The organism is Synechococcus sp. A10-1-5-9 (genome assembly GCF_047716785.1).
Taxonomy (GTDB): Bacteria; Cyanobacteriota; Cyanobacteriia; order PCC-6307; family Cyanobiaceae; genus Synechococcus_C.
On record NZ_CP180406.1, the window covers coordinates 2,095,613 to 2,111,945 of the forward strand.

The 16,333-nt window shown below is 59.7% G+C and carries 15 protein-coding genes; 9 read left to right on the forward strand and 6 right to left on the reverse strand.

From position 1 onward, the window contains the following. Positions 1–222 precede the first annotated feature (222 nt). A complete protein-coding gene (locus ACLM45_RS11045) occupies positions 223–1,815 on the reverse strand; it encodes a DUF2079 domain-containing protein (RefSeq protein WP_415409306.1) in 1,593 nt (530 codons plus the stop codon). Between the two features lie 278 nt (positions 1,816–2,093). Here ACLM45_RS11045 and ACLM45_RS11050 point away from each other — a divergent pair, with 278 nt between their 5' ends. The 5 genes from ACLM45_RS11050 to ACLM45_RS11070 all read left to right on the forward strand — a co-directional run bounded on the left by ACLM45_RS11050 (position 2,094) and on the right by ACLM45_RS11070 (position 9,480). Then, positions 2,094–3,707: an iron uptake porin gene (locus ACLM45_RS11050; RefSeq protein ID WP_415409307.1), complete on the forward strand. Its 1,614-nt coding sequence runs from the start codon at positions 2,094–2,096 to the stop codon at positions 3,705–3,707. A 190-nt stretch (positions 3,708–3,897) separates the two neighbouring features. Further along, positions 3,898–5,541 (forward strand): iron uptake porin, encoded by a 1,644-nt coding sequence (locus ACLM45_RS11055; RefSeq protein ID WP_415409309.1) that lies wholly within the window; start codon positions 3,898–3,900, stop codon positions 5,539–5,541. A gap of 195 nt (positions 5,542–5,736) precedes the next feature. Further along, complete coding sequence (gene cysK / locus ACLM45_RS11060) at positions 5,737–6,687, forward strand: cysteine synthase A (protein ID WP_415409310.1); 951 nt, start codon at positions 5,737–5,739, stop codon at positions 6,685–6,687. Beyond that, positions 6,680–7,384, forward strand: coding sequence for a J domain-containing protein (locus ACLM45_RS11065; RefSeq protein WP_415409312.1), 705 nt, complete (start codon positions 6,680–6,682; stop codon positions 7,382–7,384). The genes cysK and ACLM45_RS11065 overlap by 8 nt, the downstream gene beginning before the upstream one ends. Then, complete coding sequence (locus ACLM45_RS11070; RefSeq protein ID WP_415409314.1) at positions 7,384–9,480, forward strand: ArnT family glycosyltransferase; 2,097 nt, start codon at positions 7,384–7,386, stop codon at positions 9,478–9,480. Before ACLM45_RS11065 ends, ACLM45_RS11070 begins: the two co-directional genes overlap by 1 nt. Here ACLM45_RS11070 and ACLM45_RS11075 read toward each other — a convergent pair. Continuing rightward, entirely contained in the window at positions 9,459–9,716 is a 258-nt protein-coding gene (locus ACLM45_RS11075; RefSeq protein WP_006043045.1) for an NAD(P)H-quinone oxidoreductase subunit O, read from the reverse strand. The two genes, ACLM45_RS11070 and ACLM45_RS11075, sit on opposite strands and share 22 nt — an antisense overlap. A 58-nt stretch (positions 9,717–9,774) precedes the next feature. On the opposite strand from ACLM45_RS11075, the gene ACLM45_RS11080 reads away from it, so the two are divergent. Continuing rightward, the gene (locus ACLM45_RS11080) at positions 9,775–11,028 is read left to right on the forward strand and encodes a cation:proton antiporter (protein WP_415409315.1); all 1,254 of its coding nucleotides are present in this window, start codon (positions 9,775–9,777) and stop codon (positions 11,026–11,028) included. A gap of 32 nt (positions 11,029–11,060) precedes the next feature. Next, positions 11,061–12,008 carry a TIGR01777 family oxidoreductase gene (locus tag ACLM45_RS11085; protein ID WP_415409316.1) on the forward strand — a complete coding sequence of 316 codons (948 nt, stop codon included), beginning with the start codon at positions 11,061–11,063 and terminating at the stop codon, positions 12,006–12,008. Here the strand turns inward: ACLM45_RS11085 and ACLM45_RS11090 are convergent. The 4 genes from ACLM45_RS11090 to ACLM45_RS11105 form a co-directional block, all read right to left on the reverse strand. Continuing rightward, complete coding sequence (locus ACLM45_RS11090) at positions 11,944–12,219, reverse strand: hypothetical protein (protein ID WP_415409318.1); 276 nt, start codon at positions 12,217–12,219, stop codon at positions 11,944–11,946. The genes ACLM45_RS11085 and ACLM45_RS11090 overlap by 65 nt on opposite strands. 5 nt (positions 12,220–12,224) lie before the next feature. Then, positions 12,225–13,421: a lipid-A-disaccharide synthase-related protein gene (locus ACLM45_RS11095; protein WP_415409320.1), complete on the reverse strand. Its 1,197-nt coding sequence runs from the start codon at positions 13,419–13,421 to the stop codon at positions 12,225–12,227. Position 13,422: 1 nt separating this feature from the next. Further along, on the reverse strand, positions 13,423–13,842 hold the full coding sequence (locus tag ACLM45_RS11100; protein ID WP_006043050.1) for a hypothetical protein: 420 nt from the start codon (positions 13,840–13,842) through the stop codon (positions 13,423–13,425). Positions 13,843–13,905: 63 nt separating this feature from the next. Continuing rightward, positions 13,906–14,298 carry a HesB/IscA family protein gene (locus ACLM45_RS11105; protein WP_415409322.1) on the reverse strand — a complete coding sequence of 131 codons (393 nt, stop codon included), beginning with the start codon at positions 14,296–14,298 and terminating at the stop codon, positions 13,906–13,908. A gap of 70 nt (positions 14,299–14,368) precedes the next feature. Here ACLM45_RS11105 and zds point away from each other — a divergent pair, with 70 nt between their 5' ends. Together zds and ACLM45_RS11115 are read left to right on the forward strand one after the other, a co-directional pair. After that, positions 14,369–15,835 (forward strand): 9,9'-di-cis-zeta-carotene desaturase, encoded by a 1,467-nt coding sequence (gene zds, locus ACLM45_RS11110; protein WP_006043052.1) that lies wholly within the window; start codon positions 14,369–14,371, stop codon positions 15,833–15,835. Between the two features lie 4 nt (positions 15,836–15,839). Beyond that, positions 15,840–16,289, forward strand: a complete 450-nt coding sequence (locus ACLM45_RS11115) for an SRPBCC family protein (protein ID WP_415409324.1) — start codon at positions 15,840–15,842, stop codon at positions 16,287–16,289. Positions 16,290–16,333 lie beyond the last annotated feature (44 nt).

Genomic DNA, 16,333 nt, shown 5'->3' on the forward strand with positions numbered 1-16,333 from the left:
CTCCATCCTCGGATGTCGTTACAGCATCGAATGCATCACCGGCGTTCATCAATCCATTGGAGGAGGTGTCCATGAGTTCCAGTTCTTGCATCCAGGGTCTGCTGATCGCGGAGAACGCCGGCTGACGGCACCTTCTGACTGATCAATCGGTTTCGCGACAGAGCGGACCCGGCGAGAGCCCCCAGCCGGACAACCGGTTGGGGGCATCGTTTTAGGGATGGATTACAAGTTGCGCGGATCTGTCGGTAAGGGCTTTTGCAGGCGATCGCGCAAGGCTTGTTGCAGTTTTGGTTGCACCGCTCCATTTCGTTGCAACACGACAATGCCATCGCTGATGGCTTGAACTTTGAAGCTGTCAAGTTGCCCTAGCAGGTCTTGCCGGATGCGTCTGAGGGCTTTCCAGTCTCCCCGGAAAGCAATCCCGTAGCGCTCCAGCCAGTCGAGATCGACAGCGATCCATTCAACGGAGCGCTCCACTTGATTTCTGTCGATGTAACGAGTGCTGTAGGGATAACGTACGGCCGCTTCCCTGCGTGCCAGCAGGGGCACAAGATTGGTGTTAGCGCTGACACTGGCGTTTTCGGGGATGGAGGACAAGACCTCCCGCGCGGCCTGTCCATGGCGCCATTGGGCTAGAGGAGAGCTGTAAACCCAGGGCTGAATGCTGTCTGGGATCACAAAAGAAAGGCTGCGGTTGGGATTGCTGGTCACCGTGAATAACAGTGAAATGACCAGTGCTATTGCCCAGGCCAAACGCACGCGTGGGCCTGGGGATGGTTGCTTTCGACGTTCCCACCAAAACAGAGTTCCTAAAGCAAACCCCGGCACCACGAGCCAGGTGTAGCGAATGGTGATTGACAGGGGATCGTTCGCTCCCTGGGCAAGAAACAGCCCCAACAAGCTGGGTCCTGCCAGCAGCCACGTGTCGGGACTGATCAGGGGGACGAAAAGGAACGGGAGGCTATGACCCAGCAAGTACAGAAGAGTCTTGTCGGGTGGATCGACCAGCTGTTGCACTAGCAATGCCGGTTGGCTGAGCACACGCCCAATCACCCCAAGACTGCTGCTTCCCTTTTCCGGATCCGCTCCGAGGTACTGACCGAAGTTCTCCACCATGAAGCGTTTGCTGTTGTCGTCGGAGAACAGTGGCATCAGCACATTCGTGGAAACAATGGCCCATCCAGCACCCCAGGCGATGAGCGCCAAAGCCAAGCACCACCGTTGACGGGATCGAACCAGGAGCCACAGTCCGATGGCAACGAGAACCACTCCAGTGTCTTCACGGATGAGTGGCATGAGCACCGCAGCCACCCAGATGAGGCGGCGTCGGCGTTCCAGCAAGCCAAGCATCAGGCCGAACACCGCTAGAGGAAGCTGACAAAGATCGGAAAAGTTGCCGAGGGTGGGGCCAATTAAGGCATTTCCCGCGAAGTAGGCGTACACCAGCCAATTGGCCGTTCTTGCCGGGACACGCGATGAAGCCAGACGGTGCAGCACCAACCCAGCAGCCGTGATCAGGCCCACCTGCAGAACAGGAAGGGCAGCGGCACCGAAGACGGCAAGCAACGGTGCCCAGAGCAGCAGGGTGGGTGTGAAGTGCTGTCCGAGCCGTTCGTATCCCACGAACGGGAGCTGACCGGCATGAACAACGTTGGTGGAGAGCTGCGAGGAGAGGGAACTCTCAAACCAATGGCCATGCAGGCTGTTCCATGCCACCTGTTGGAAAATTCCCTGGTCGTATCCAGCGAGCAGGACCCAGGACTTCCACAGCTGCAACCCGAGCGTCACAAGGGCAAACAGGATCGCTGCCAGCACGGGGAGGTTGAATCGTCCGCGGCAATCGATTCGTTGACCGTGGTTTACGTCCAATGGATTGAATGCTTCGGCAACGTCTGACCGTCACTCTGCACTGGGCGCGTGTTAGGGCGCAACGCTCTTTTTTGTATCAACTAATGCGGTTAAGGGCGAAAAAAGGACCCTCTGAGAAGTATCCAAACCGCGTACCGTCACAGGCTCTCTGGTTAAGCTCCGGTTAGCGGCCAGATTTACCTCACGCCTTGTGCGTAAACCCTCTTTTTTGGTGTGAGGTTTTCATGAAATTGTTCCAACGCCTTTTGGTGGCTCCTGCCGCCCTGGGCCTGCTGGCTCCAATGGCTGTCAATGCCACTGAGCTCAACATCGACGGTGTGTCTGATTACGCCGCTTCCGGTGAGCAGGTCACCAGCATCACTCAGTTTTCCGATGTGTACCCCACCGACTGGGCATATCAGGCACTGAGCAACCTGATCGAGCGCTACGGCTGCGTGGCTGGCTACCCCAACGGCACCTACCGTGGCAACCGGGCCATGACCCGCTTTGAAGCGGCTGCCCTGCTGAATGCCTGTCTCGACCGCGTCACTGAAGTGACCGACGAGCTGAAGCGCCTGATGAAGGAGTTCGAAAAGGAACTCGCCATCCTCAAGGGCCGTGTGGACGGTCTTGAAGCCCGCGTGGGTGAACTGGAAGCGACTCAGTTCTCCACCACCACCAAGCTGAAGGGTCAGACCACCTTCGTGACTGGTGCATCTACTGCAGGTAGCAGCGTCAGTTCTGCGGCTGACGATTACAACCAGTCCTTTGGTGCCGTAACGTTCAACTACGACTTGCGTCTGGCACTCGACACCAGCTTCACTGGTAAGGACTTGCTCCGGACTCGCCTGCGTAGTGGCAATTTCGGTAACTCCGTGTTTGGCAACGGCCTGACTGCCATGGAGGTCGCCTTCGAAGAGCCTTCCGGCGCGAACAGCGTTGGTATTGACCGGGTCTTCTATCAGTTCCCCATCGGCAGCAGCTTCACCGCAACCGTCGGTGCTCGCGTTCGTCAGGACGACATGCTGGCTGTGTGGCCTAGCGCTTATCCCGCTGACACGATCCTCGACATCTTCACCTACGCAGGTGCCCCAGGTACCTACAACCTCTCTCTGGGTGCAGGTGCTGGCCTTAGCTGGAGTAACGACGGTTTCAGCATTAGTGCTAACTACGTCAGCATTAATGGCCAAAATTCCGCTTCGGGAACTGGAGATCCTTTCAATCCCTGCGACGATACGACTGGTGGTATCGGTACTGATTGTTCCGGTTCTAACGGAACTGTTCAGGTTGCCTACACCGCTGACAATTGGGGTATTGCTGCTGCGTACAACTATGCTTCCGGCGATAACGGTGTCGGCCTCTATTCCGGCAACGGCACTCCTACCGCCAACCTTCTTCAAACTGGTGGTGCCAACAACTCAGTTGGTATCAGTGCTTATTGGTCTCCTGAGGAGTCCAGCTGGATTCCCAGCATCAGCACTGGTTGGGGTCTGAATGACAATGCTGGCGTCGACGGACTCACGAAGAGCTCCACGTCCCAGTCCTGGTATGTGGGCCTTCAGTGGTCTGATGTCTTCCTGAAGGGCAACTCTGCTGGTATGGCCGTCGGTCAGGCCACATTCGTGACCGCAGCAGACTTCACCAGTGCTGGTAAAGATGCTCTGGGCACTGACTGGGTCGGAGACGGTAACTACGCCTGGGAGTGGTGGTACAAGTTCCAAGTCACCGACAACATCTCTGTGACTCCTGCGCTGTTCTACCTGAGTGCTCCCCAGGGCTACATCTTCCGTATCGTCAACGAGAAGGATGACACCTTCAATAACTTCGGCGGTCTGATCAAGACCACCTTCACTTTCTGATTGAAGATGCCCATGAGCCCCGTTTCGGGGCTTCACTCCTCACCTTTCAAGCCCTTCGCTGTTGCGGGGGGCTTTTGTATGAAAGATCAACAGGTCTTGATCAGTACTTAACGCTGCTGAAAGTGAATTGCGAGTAGTTTGCGGTCTGCGCGTACTCCGCGTAAATCCTCTTTTTTGGTGTGAGGTTTTCATGAAATTGTTCCAACGCCTTTTGGTGGCTCCTGCCGCCCTGGGCCTGCTGGCTCCAATGGCTGTCAATGCCACTGAGCTCAACATCGACGGTGTGTCTGATTACGCCGCTTCCGGTGAGCAGGTCACCAGCATCACTCAGTTTTCCGATGTGTACCCCACCGACTGGGCATATCAGGCACTGAGCAACCTGATCGAGCGCTACGGCTGCGTGGCTGGCTACCCCAACGGCACCTACCGTGGCAACCGGGCCATGACCCGCTTTGAAGCGGCTGCCCTGCTGAATGCCTGTCTCGACCGCGTCACTGAAGTGACCGACGAGCTGAAGCGCCTGATGAAGGAGTTCGAAAAGGAACTCGCCATCCTCAAGGGCCGTGTGGACGGTCTTGAAGCCCGCGTGGGTGAACTGGAAGCGACTCAGTTCTCTACCACCACCAAGCTGAAGGGTCAGACCACCTTCGTGACTGGTGGTGTGATCGCAGGTGGTGACAGCGTTGCTGGAGAATCATTCAGCCGTGCAGGCCTTGGTGGTGCCGATGCCTACAACAGGGAATACGGGGCTTTCACCTTCAACTACGACCAGCGTCTGTCTCTGAACACCAGCTTCACGGGTAAGGACAAGCTGTTCACCCGTCTGCGTACTGGCAACTTTGATAACAATGCTTTCGGTGGTGATGGTGTCAACCTGACAGCCCTCGATATCGCTAGCAGCACAGAAAACAGCGTCACGATTGACCGTCTGTATTACAAGTTCCCCGTAGGCGAAGAGTTCACGTTCATCGTTGGTGCGCTGGCTCGTAATACTGAGTCTCTTGCGATGTGGCCTTCGAAGTACAACAAGGGTGGCGCAAAGATCCTTGATTACTTTGCTGTTGCCGGTGTGCCAGGTGTCTACAACAAAGAAACTGGTCAGCTGCTTGCTGCTTATTGGAAGCAGAAGGTCGACAAAGGCGATCCTGCCTTCAGTGTCAGCGTCAACTACGTTGCTGATGATGGTGAAGGGAACAACTCGGATTCCTCCACGGGTGGATTCGCGACTGACAACTCCCGTGCCAATCTCCTGGCTCAGCTGGGTTGGGGCAATGGTCAATATGGAGCTGCCTTCGCTTACCGCTATGGTCAGTGCCGTTCAGCCTTCCGTCGCTCCACTTCGTTTGTTCAGAACGGTAATTTCAATCTGAATTGCCAGCCTGGTGATGATTCCCGTTCATCCAACAGCTACGCGTTGAATGCCTACTGGCAGCCGGAAAATCCTAGTTTTATCCCTTCGATTTCCGTCGGTTGGGCGCTCAATAACATCTCAGGCGACAACATTTTGGATGGTACCTATACCACATCCCAAAGTTGGTTCACGGGCTTGCGTTGGGCCGATGTCTTCCTGAAAGGAAATGATCTCGGTTTCGCCTTTGGTCAGCCCACCTTCGCCACAGCCCTCAAAGGTAGTGATACACCTTCTGACGGCAACTATGCTTTCGAGTTGTACTACAACTTCCAGGTGACTGACAATATCGCTGTTACCCCTGCTCTGTTTTATCTGTCTCGCCCGATGGGCCAGAACACCCGGAACCTTAAGGTTGATGGCACTGGTTATGACGGTCAGTTCAACGTGTTCGGCGGCCTGATTCAGACCACCTTCAAGTTCTGATCTGGCATAAGAGCCATTCCTGGAGTTCGTTCAATCGAACTCCTTGGAAATCTTTCGCTCGCATATTTAACTCTTTACGCACACTTCAACCCCCTCATTGCGAGGGGGTTTTTTGTTATCAATGATCAAACCGATCGCTGCTTCTGTCTTCTGATGATTGGATGGGTGTAACGGAGCCCGAACCGACGGATTCGTATGGCGATTGCCCCAAACATCACAACCCTGGTGGGGAGAACTCCAATGGTTCGGCTCAACCGCCTGCCTCAGGCCTGGGGATGCACGGCCGACATCGTGGCCAAGTTGGAGAGTTTCAATCCCACGGCGTCGGTGAAGGATCGGATTGCCGGCGCCATGGTGGAAGCCGCAGAGAACGACGGCACGATTGCAGCGGAGCGGACCGTTCTGGTGGAACCCACCAGTGGCAACACCGGAATTGCCTTGGCGATGGTGGCCGCGGCTCGCGGATACCGGTTGATCCTCACGATGCCCGACACCATGAGCACCGAACGTAGGGCGATGCTCAGAGCCTATGGCGCTGAGCTTCAGCTCACACCTGGTGAGCAGGGCATGCAAGGGGCGATCGAACGGGCCCGGGAACTCGTGCAGGAGATCCCCGGGGCCTATCTGCTTCAGCAGTTCGATAATCCCGCTAATCCTGCGGTGCATGCTGCATCAACGGCGGAGGAGATCTGGGCGGATACAGATGGTGCCTTGGATGGACTCGTGGCCGGGGTCGGCACCGGGGGCACCATCACAGGTTGTGCCCGGGTCCTCAAGAGTCGACTCCCAAAGCTTCGGGTGGTCGCCGTGGAGCCGGCCGCCAGTCCGGTGCTGGGCGGCGGCGTCGCCGGACCGCATCGTCTTCAGGGAATCGGCGCTGGATTCATTCCTCCTGTCTTGGATATGGATCTGATCGATGAGGTCATCGCGGTGAGCGACGATGAGGCCATGGAGGTTGGTCGGCGTCTCGCTCGTGAAGAGGGGCTGCTTTGCGGCGTTAGCAGCGGTGCCGTCGTCGCTGCTGCTCTTCAGATCGGGCAGCGTCCGGCGATGGAGGGACGGCGCATTGTGGTGATCCTGGCCAGCTTTGGTGAGCGCTACCTTTCCACACCGATGTTCAGCGCAGCAGGTGATCCTGATGCCTGACGGTCTGGATCCCTATGCCGTGCTCGAGGTGTGTCCTTCGGCGACCCAGGCTGAACTCAAGGCCGCCTACAGGCGCTTGGTGAAGCAGCACCACCCCGATGCGGGTGGAACCGAGGAGCGGATTCTGGCGCTGAATGCCGCCTGGGAACAACTTGGGGATCCCGAAAGTCGCCGAGTCTTCGACAGGAGCAGCGGGTCTGCGATAGCGGCAAGGGATGAGGCACGGGCGCGTGGGGCTCGCAATGCCCGTGCCAGTCAGGCGGCAAAGCGGGCCAGCGGTCGTTCCAGTCATGCTGATCAGGATCTGGCCACGTGGTTGAAGAAGGTCTATGCCCCGATTGACCGCTTGCTCGGCCAGGTGATCAATCCCTTCGTGGCCGAACTCCGCGCCTTATCCGCTGATCCCTACGACGATGCCCTGATGGAGGCGTTCTGCGCTTATCTCGAACAGAGCAGGAGCCGGCTCGATAAGGTCAAAACTCTGTTTCAATCCATCCGAACCCCCGCTTCGGCTCGTGGTTTCGGCCTGAGTGTTTATCACTGTCTGTCTCAGGTGGAGGATGCGGTGGCGGAGCTTGAGCGCTACACGATGGGCTACGTGGACAGTTATCTCCACGATGGACGCGAGATGATGCGCGAAGCCAAGCAACGTCGCAAGCGTCTCCAAGACGAACGTCGAAGGCTGGAGATCAGCTGATGGCAGCGGGAGCGTTTCGGGCGCTGCTGCTGTTGATCTGGGTGCTGGCCACGGCTGCGGATCGGCTGTGGTGGACGCGCCACGGTGGCTTGCCCGCCTGGGATCAGGCGGACTATCTCAACAGTGCTCTGGATCATGGTCGGGCGCTTGGTCTGCTCCCGGGAGGCGGCTGGCAAGGATGGCAGGCTCTGCTCGACCTCTCTCCGAAAATTCCGCCTCTCGGCTCTTTGATCAACGGTGCTGTGATCGCGGTCAGTGGCGATGCACCGGCGCAGGCTGCCTGGAGTCTCAGTTTTTGGAATGGACTGCTTCTTTGGGCCACGGCGGGTTGGGCGTTGAATCTTCGTTCTCCGCAGCGTCTGGCCCGGCCATTCGCGCTGCTGGCTGCTGCCGTCGTCTCACTGGCGCCAATGCTCCTGGAGTTGCGCACCGACTACCTGCTGGAATTACCCCTTACCGCATGCGTGACCCTGGCGTTGTGGCGCCTGGGGTGTTGGCTCGAACCCCATCGGCAGTCCTCCTGGTGGCAGGCCTTCGCTGCTGCTCTGGCGGTGTCAGCGGCCTTGCTCGTGAAACAGAGTGCCCTGCTCGTACTGATTCCTGCCTGCGCCTGGGCTGTGGTGGTTGCCCTGCGTTCAGGTGTCCGTCGCCAGGCGCAGCTGGCGGTGGGCCTGACTTTGGTTGCCCTCAGTCTCCTGCCCTGGCTGCGCCACAACTGGATCACCACCCTTGGAGGGACCAACCGCGCCGTGATCGAGTCGGCGGCCCTCGAGGGTGATCCCGGCGTGTTGACCCTGGTCGGTTGGCTCTGGTACCCCCGGCTGCTGCCGGATCAGGTCGGCTGGGTGTTGCTGCTGGTCGGTTTATCAGGTTTGGTGCTCTTGCTTCAGCAATGGCTGTGCGGTCTGGTGGCGCCGCCCCGGGATGGGGCCGACCGTCGCCAAGGCTGGGTCTGGTTGGTGGGGATGTTGGTGCTGGGCTGGCTGTTCACCAACCTGAGCCCGAATAAGGATTCCCGCTACATCGCTCCGTTGCTGCCACTTCTACTGTTGTTGTTGAGCCGGGGCTGGTTGCAGTGGGGGCTCTGGATCCGGCGTCGCTGGCCTGTGCACGCGCGCTGGTTGCCGGGTTTAGCCCTGGCCGCAGGAGGGCTGGCCGCTGCCACCCACGGCTGGATGCAGCAGTCGGCACGGTTGCAGAACCGTCATCAAGGCCCCTTGGAATCGATCGTGCAGCGTGCCGGAGGCGGAGTGCCAGGCGCTGCGCCCGGCACCCTGATCGTGGTGCCGAGCACCCCTGATCTGAATCAGCACAACGTCAGCTACTACGGGCGCCGGAATGGAGGCCAGCTGGTCGGGCGTCAGCTTGGTGGAAGCCTCGATCACGTGCAGCCGGTGCTGGATCATGCCGAGCTGGTGCTGCTGGCGGAGGGGGATCAGGGATCCGTGCGCAAGGCGGCCCGCAGGCTTGATCGCGCCGTTCGGGAGGCCGGGGTCTTCGAGCGTGTGGAGACCTTCCCCCGTCCAGGAGGGGGCAGCTATTCCCTGTGGAGTCGGCGTGCTGATGTCCCTGCCTTGCCAGGGTTCGATCAGCGCTTCCCCGCGTTGGCCTCAGCGCTTGAGAAGGGTCCTTCTGGACTGGAGCCGATCTTCAGCAGCGTGGCGATCGAACACATGCTCGATGGCCATTTCCTTTACAGGGGTCCGACGCGCGAGGCGGCCCTCACCAGGCTCAACGCTGATCCTGAGGATCGTCAGGCCAGGTGGACACTGGCGTTGTTGGCCGTGCTGGCCAATCGCCCGCTGGAGGCATCCAGACAGTTTGCGGGATTGGAACAGCGACTTCCGAACAACGCTTGGCCAAGCGCTTTTCGAGCGGTGGTGCTGCTGGCTGGGTGGGACCCAGGCAAGGCCGCCGCTGTAGCGGCGGCCGCTGGTGAACGGCTTGGCAACCAGCCCGTTCTGAGGGGATTGGATGCTGCAGCTTCGGTGCTGTCAGGCGCAATCTGGCGGATTCCGGAGGCTGTTGAAATCCTTCCCGAGGCCATTCGTCTGGTTGAGGAATCGCTCGAAACTCAGGAGAACGCTTCGAGCTGATCCATCCGCAGCCACACGTCGGGGACGGGTCTGCGCCAACGCACCTGGCCGTAGGTCCCTTTCACTACGAGCAGTTCTCCGGGCCCTTCGAAGATGTAGGCCGGTGGATGGGGATCACTGGCACCGGCTTCCGTGCTGCCCTCATAAGCCGACTTGTTCACGCGCACCAGAGCACCTTTCTTCAGTGCTGGCGGGGCTTTCGTGGCTGGAGCTGGGCTCGACGGTGTCTCGGCCATCACGGGTCGGTTTCTATTCATCAGGCTAGAACCATTACACGCAACGCCTGCCTTCCATTTGGATAACGGCCTTTCGACTTATCTGGTGGCCTTCGGTGGTCTCCTACTCGTGTCGGTGCTTCTGGATGATCTGGCGGCGCGGGTGCGGGTGCCGGGAATCCTCATGGTGCTTCTGCTCGGTCTGCTGATCAACAACCAGGTGGATGTATCCAGCACTCGCGAGCTGACGCTGCTGAGCCTGGACAATGCCCAGCAGATCACCCAGTCATCGCTGGTTCTCGTCCTCTTCTTCGGGGGATTGACGACCAATTGGTCAGAAGTTCGAGGGGTGATTCGGCCAGCTGCGCGCTTGGCCACCATTGGTGTGTTGATCACGGCCGCGTTGATCACCGCCGTGGGGATCAGCTTTGATCTGGCCCGAGGCGGAGCAGCCCTCACGCAGATTGTGCCGCGCAATCTTTTTATCGGCGCCATGGTGGCCAGCACGGATGCGTCGGCGGTGCTGGCACTCCTGAGACCCCTGCAGGGGCGACTGCCACAGCCGCTGATGGATCTGATCGAATGCGAATCGGGCTTCAATGACCCGATGGCCGTGGTGCTGGCCGGTCTTGCCCTCGCACTAGTGGGCGGAGACGGCGTCGGTGCTGGTGTGCTGGTGACCGATCTGGTGCGTCAGTTTCTGCTCGGAATCCTGATTGGCTTCCTGGGTGGAAGCCTCACCGTTCAGCTCCTCGGCACCCGCATGGGCCTTAACCAGGCCTCGATGCTGCCTGTGGTGAGCCTGGCGCTCCTGATGGTGCTCAGCGGTGGCACGTCTCTGCTGGGAGGCAGCCCGCTGTTGGCGGCTTACGTGGCAGGGCTGGTGCTGGGCAATAGCGACAGTCTGGATCAGGCGGTTCTGGAGAAAGCGCATTCGAGCTACGCCAAAATGGCTGAGCTGCTCCTGTTCCTTTGCATGGGACTGGTCGTCGCTCCCCAGGATGTGGTGTATGCGGCGGGGATGGCCCTTCTGCTTTTTCTGGTGATGCAGCTTGTGAGGCTGGTGATGGTGCACCTTTTGTTGTGGCGAACCCCCTTCAGTCCTGGTGAGCGCATTTTCGTCTGCTGGGCTGGTCTTCGCGGGGCCGTCCCGATCGCCTTGGCCATCAATGCCTGGTCTTCGGGGGTGAGCTGGGGCGTGTTGATGCCTCCCCTGGCTTTGGCGGTGGTGCTCTACGGCCTGTTCATTCAGGGCTTCGCTCTGGTGCCCCTTGCCCGGCGCATGAATCTCACCCTTCCGGATCCAGGCGCTGATCCGTCATCGGCTGCCTAACGTCGAGCACCGTTTCTTCGCGCTCACCTCCCATGCGTCTCCTGCTGATCGGATGCACAGGCTTGGTCGGGCGTGGGCTGATCCCTCTCCTGCATGAAGCTGGCCATCAACTCACTGTTGTGAGTCGACGATCAGCCTCCGCGGTTGGTCTGCCCGATGGAATCGCCCCTCAGCTGCACTGGATTCAGGCCGACCCATCCGCACCCTCCAGCTGGGCTTCCTCAGCAGCGCTGACTCAGGCTCTTTCAGCCTGTGATGGGGTGGTGAATCTGGCTGGTGAGCCGATCGCAGAACAGCGCTGGACTCCCCAGCATCTGCGCCTACTCGAATCCAGCCGACTGGAGACCACTCGTTGTCTCGTTGACGCGATGGTTGCGCTCGACACACCTCCCTCCGTTCTCGTGAACGCATCGGCAGTTGGCTATTTCGGCACCAGTGCGAATGCCCGGTTCGAGGAGAGCAGTGCTCCCGGTTCCGATTTTCTGGCGGGTCTCTGCCAGCGCTGGGAAAAAACGGCCGCGGCGAAGCCAGACGCCACTCGACTGGTTGTGTTGCGCATCGGCATTGTGCTGTCTTGCGACGGCGGTGCCCTCGCGAAGATGCTTCCAGTCTTCCGGACTGGATTCGGAGGACCGATCGGGTCGGGTCAGCAATGGATGAGCTGGATCGAGCGCAACGATCTCTGTCGCATGATCCAGAGTGCTCTAGAGCAGCCTTCCTGGGCTGGAGCGATCAATGCCGTCGCACCTGAGCCGGTTTCGATGGCTGACTTCGCTTCTGGGCTCGGACGCTGCTTAGGTCGTCCCAGTTTGTTGCCGGTCCCCGGTCCCGTTCTCCAGCTGCTGCTCGGCGATGGTGCTCAAGTGGTGTTGGATGGCCAGCGAGTGTGCTCCAACCGGTTGGAGGAGCTCGCGTTCAGTTTCTGTTGTCCGACGCTTGACGCTGCACTCGCCGCTGCCACCAGCTCCAGCAGCCGTTAATAAGGGCGGAGGCGATCAACAGACCGATCGCTGGGGTGAACAGGGGCTCCCAGAGGCGTTGAAACTGACGCATGGGGGCTTCAACCCCTTGACTGCTCCCTAAAATCGCCAAGGCGAACCAGCCCGCACCACCCAGAACCAGGAACACGTCAATGACCAACACGCGGTCCAACCACCGCTTCCAGATGGGCTCTTGCAATGGTGGGGTCATGACGGTTACTGCACCAAGTCGGAAATCGCTTGGGCCATCCTGGCGCCTCCTCCGGCAGAGCCAAGCCGTTGTAGGGCTTGTTGTTGACATTGCCGCTGCAGATCCTGGTCAAGGCGGCTCCTTTCGAGCAGATCGATGGCCAGCCTCGCCGAGGCTTCCAGGGTGGCGGTTTTCCCAGGTTCGCCCGGTGCGCAGAACACCGTGGGGCCGAGCAGGCGTCGCTGCGCTTCGGCAAATCCCGCGGTGAACTGTGGGCCTTGGCCAGCGAGCTGCAGGACGGGGCGTGCCAGTCCCACCGCCTGTTCTGCAGCAGTTCCTGCCATGCACACCAACAGATCCGAGCTGTGCAAGACGGCTGCGAATCGGCCGCGTCGCACATGGATGCTGCAGTGCCCCCGCTGGAGCTGCAACCCTGAACCGTCGACCGCGTCGGACAGATCCCAACCCCACGGTTGCACCAGCGCGAGAAGGGATGGGTCGTCGAGGGTGGCCACGAGAGCCAGATCAAGCTCAAGCGCTTCCCCCCTGAAGAGCTCTTTGGGCAAATGCTCGATCATCTGCAGAAGCAGATGAAGGTTCTGCTCAAGCTCCGGTCGGCGGCTCCCCGGCAGGAGGCCGATCCGCTGCCTCGCTGCTGGCAGTCTCCTGGTATCGGCCAGCACCGGGTCCATGAAGGGATTGCCGAGAAAGTGCACCACACGTCTCAGCTGATCACTGAGATCATCGGCTGTGCACTGATCCCTGCTGAAGACGGCACGGAAGCGTCGGCTCTTCAGACAAGAGGCACATGGCCACGGCAAACGCAGGCGGCCCTCGTAATGGCTGGAGTAAGCCACGAGATAAGTGGCCACGGGGCGCCGGCACAGCCAGGCTGCCATCACAGGAATCACATCGCCGACCACGACCACGAGGTCGTAGCGATGGCCGATGCGCAGCAGCCGCATCAACCTCCGCAGCAGATAAACCACCTGCCCTTGAATGACCTCGGTCAGTCGCCCTCGCAGGCTGGTGTAACCCAGGCCTCCTGTACTGAATTCCTGCGTGCCGCCGATCAGGGCAATGCCAGCATCCCGGTAGGGCTGACCACGTCCCACCAGGGGCAGGGCCTCCACGGTGTGCCCCCGGTTTGCCAGTGCCTTGGCCAGCAGTGATCCAGACAGATCTTCGCCGTGACCGTTGCTCAGCAGGAGCAGGCGGCTCACCTCAGAGCTCCAGCCACGCCTTCACTTTCAAGAGGGCAGGCCACTCCGGGCGTCGCCGAAGTCCATCATCGATCGATTCGCGCAGATCACCAGCCACCTCGGGCGCCACAGCTAGAACCTGCTGAACCACTTCGATGTGGTCGCGGACACCTTTGGCTTTGGTCTCAAGCATGGCCAGGCAGAGGTTGATGCGCGCCTGCGGGTCCTGGGGATTGAGCTTGATCGCCATCCGTCCCGATCGCAGGGCGTCGTCTGGCTGATCACACAGCAGCTGAAGCCAGGTCAGGCAGGTCCAGCCAGCCGATTGTCTTGGCGCTGCGGCGGTGATCGTCTCGAAATCTCCAAGAAGATCTTCAGCAGGCACTCCGTCCTGGTAGCGGGCCATCGCCTGCTGGAACAGGGAGTCCTGAGTGGCATCCATGGATGATCAACCGAGACAGCAATCTCTTCAGATTCCCATAGCGGGCCATGGAAAGGGTTCTGTTCATACGGCAAAGGAGCTGCCGCAGCCACAGGTCTGCGTGGCGTTGGGGTTGGTGAAATTGAAGCCGCCACCGATCAGCGCTGTGCTGAAGTCGAGCTGCATTCCGTAGATATAAAGCAGGCTTTTCGGGTCGCAGATCACTCGGAAGCTCTGGCCATCAGAGGCCGCGTACTCATAGCTTTCGTCATCGCTCTGGGTGTCTGAAGCCGGCACGAAATCCATCGTGTAGCTCATGCCACTGCATCCGCCGGATCGCACGCCCACCCGCAGCACTTGGTTGTCACCCTGTTCGCCGCAGAGCTTGGCCAACTGCTGCATGGCCGGTTCCGTGATCAGGATCCCCTTGCCGTCTTTCGCGGTGTGCGCCGGCGCAGTGCTTGGGGTGGGGGTCATGGGAAACACAGGCTGGTTCCCTCACTCTATGGAGGCTCATACATAGAGTCGCTTCAGTTGTGCAGATCATGTGCGGGTCGCGATCGTCGGTTCCGGTCTCGCCGGCCTCTCCGCTGCTGTGGATCTGGTCGATGCCGGTCATGAGGTCAATCTCTATGAGGCTCGTCCCTTCATGGGCGGCAAGGTAGGCAGCTGGGTGGATGACGGCGGCAACCACATTGAGATGGGGTTGCATGTGTTCTTCTTCAACTACGCCAATCTCTTTGCGCTGATGCGCAAGGTGGGTGCCTTCGAGAATCTGCTGCCGAAGCAACACACCCATCTGTTTGTGAACCAGGGTGGAGATCTGCGGGAGCTGGATTTTCGCTTTCCGATCGGTGCACCCTTCAACGGCCTCAAGGCCTTCTTCACGACCCCACAGCTGAGTTGGATCGACAAGCTCCGAAATGCCCTCGCCCTGGGAACCAGCCCAATCGTGCGTGGCCTTGTCGATTACGAAGGGGCGATGCGCACGATCCGCGCCTTGGATTCCATGAGCTTCCAAGACTGGTTTGTCGGGCATGGCGGCAGTCCGGAAAGCATCCGTCGCATGTGGAATCCCATCGCCTATGCCCTCGGTTTCATCGACTGTGAGGCCATCTCTGCTCGTTGCATGCTCACCATCTTCATGATGTTCGCCGCCAAGACAGAAGCCTCCAAGCTGAACCTGCTCAAAGGCTCTCCTCACCGTTGGCTCACCGGTCCGATCCTTGACTACATCCAGGAGCGCGGCGGCAAGCTGCATTTGCGCCACCGAGTGAAGCAGGTGCATTTCACGGAAGGGGATCTCCCGGAGGTCACCAGCCTGCAGCTTGGTACCCCTGAGGGTGATGTGCGGATCGAGGCCGATGCCTACTTGGCTGCCTGTGATGTGCCAGGAATTCAGCGCTTGCTGCCTGAGGCTTGGCGGCGCTTTCCCCAATTCGAGGCGATCCACAAGCTCGAGGCCGTTCCAGTCGCCACGGTGCAATTGCGCTATGACGGCTGGGTCACTGAGCTTGGAGAGTCCCACGAAGAGCGTCGCCGGGATGTGTCCCAGCCTGCTGGGCTCAACAATCTCCTCTACACAGCCGATGCTGATTTCAGTTGTTTCGCCGATCTGGCGTTGGCGAGCCCTGAGGACTACCGCAAGGAGGGGATGGGATCCCTATTGCAATGCGTTCTGACCCCCGGTGATCCTTGGATCCCAAAGTCCGTGGATGAGATCGTTGCTCATACCGACCAGCAGGTCAGAAACCTGTTTCCATCAGCGCGGAACCTCAAGCTCACCTGGAGCAACGTGGTGAAACTCGCTCAGTCGCTCTACCGCGAAGCTCCTGGTATGGAGCCTTACAGACCTGACCAGAGCACTCCGGTAAGCAACTTCTTTTTGGCCGGCAGCTACACCCGTCAGGACTACATCGATTCCATGGAGGGAGCCACGATGAGCGGACATCTCGCTGCCGCTGCCATCCTCAGGAAGCCAGCCCGGCTGGCCACAAATACTGCAGTCGCCTGAACCCATGGGACGCTGGCTTGAACATTCTGTGACCACCGAGGTCAACGCTCCCGTGGACCGGGTGTGGGCTGTCTGGAGCGATCTCGAGGCTATGCCTAAGTGGATGCGTTGGATTGAATCGGTGAAAACCCTTGATGATCCTGAACTCACCGACTGGACGCTTGCCGCCCAAGGGTTTCGCTTCCACTGGAAGGCACGCATCACCCAGCGCGTTGAAGCTCAGCAACTGCACTGGGAATCCGTCGGTGGCCTGCCGACCAAAGGCGCTGTTCGTTTCTACGTTGAGCAGCCGGAGCGCACCGCTGTGAAGCTCACGGTCACCTACGAGCTTCCCGGGGTCTTGGCACCACTGATGGAACCCAGCATCCTGGGTGGGATTGTTACCAAGGAGCTTCAGGCAAATCTTGATCGTTTCCGGGATTTGGTTGAGCGTGAACAGGCATCCGGGGGTTGAACAAAGTCCCAGATGGGTCTTCTCGCGCGCTCTCGTGCGAGGGG

Bases quoted from the DNA above. Each gene is read 5' to 3' on its own strand.
- ACLM45_RS11050 (WP_415409307.1), top strand. From the start codon at position 2,094: ATGAAATTGTTCCAACGCCTTTTGGTGGCTCCTGCCGCCCTGGGCCTG.
- ACLM45_RS11055 (WP_415409309.1), top strand. From the start codon at position 3,898: ATGAAATTGTTCCAACGCCTTTTGGTGGCTCCTGCCGCCCTGGGCCTG.
- cysK (WP_415409310.1), top strand. From the start codon at position 5,737: ATGGCGATTGCCCCAAACATCACAACCCTGGTGGGGAGAACTCCAATG.
- ACLM45_RS11065 (WP_415409312.1), top strand. From the start codon at position 6,680: ATGCCTGACGGTCTGGATCCCTATGCCGTGCTCGAGGTGTGTCCTTCG.
- ACLM45_RS11070 (WP_415409314.1), top strand. From the start codon at position 7,384: ATGGCAGCGGGAGCGTTTCGGGCGCTGCTGCTGTTGATCTGGGTGCTG.
- ACLM45_RS11075 (WP_006043045.1), bottom strand. From the start codon at position 9,716: ATGGCCGAGACACCGTCGAGCCCAGCTCCAGCCACGAAAGCCCCGCCA.
- ACLM45_RS11085 (WP_415409316.1), top strand. From the start codon at position 11,061: ATGCGTCTCCTGCTGATCGGATGCACAGGCTTGGTCGGGCGTGGGCTG.
- ACLM45_RS11090 (WP_415409318.1), bottom strand. From the start codon at position 12,219: ATGACCCCACCATTGCAAGAGCCCATCTGGAAGCGGTGGTTGGACCGC.
- ACLM45_RS11100 (WP_006043050.1), bottom strand. From the start codon at position 13,842: ATGGATGCCACTCAGGACTCCCTGTTCCAGCAGGCGATGGCCCGCTAC.
- ACLM45_RS11105 (WP_415409322.1), bottom strand. From the start codon at position 14,298: ATGACCCCCACCCCAAGCACTGCGCCGGCGCACACCGCGAAAGACGGC.
- ACLM45_RS11115 (WP_415409324.1), top strand. From the start codon at position 15,840: ATGGGACGCTGGCTTGAACATTCTGTGACCACCGAGGTCAACGCTCCC.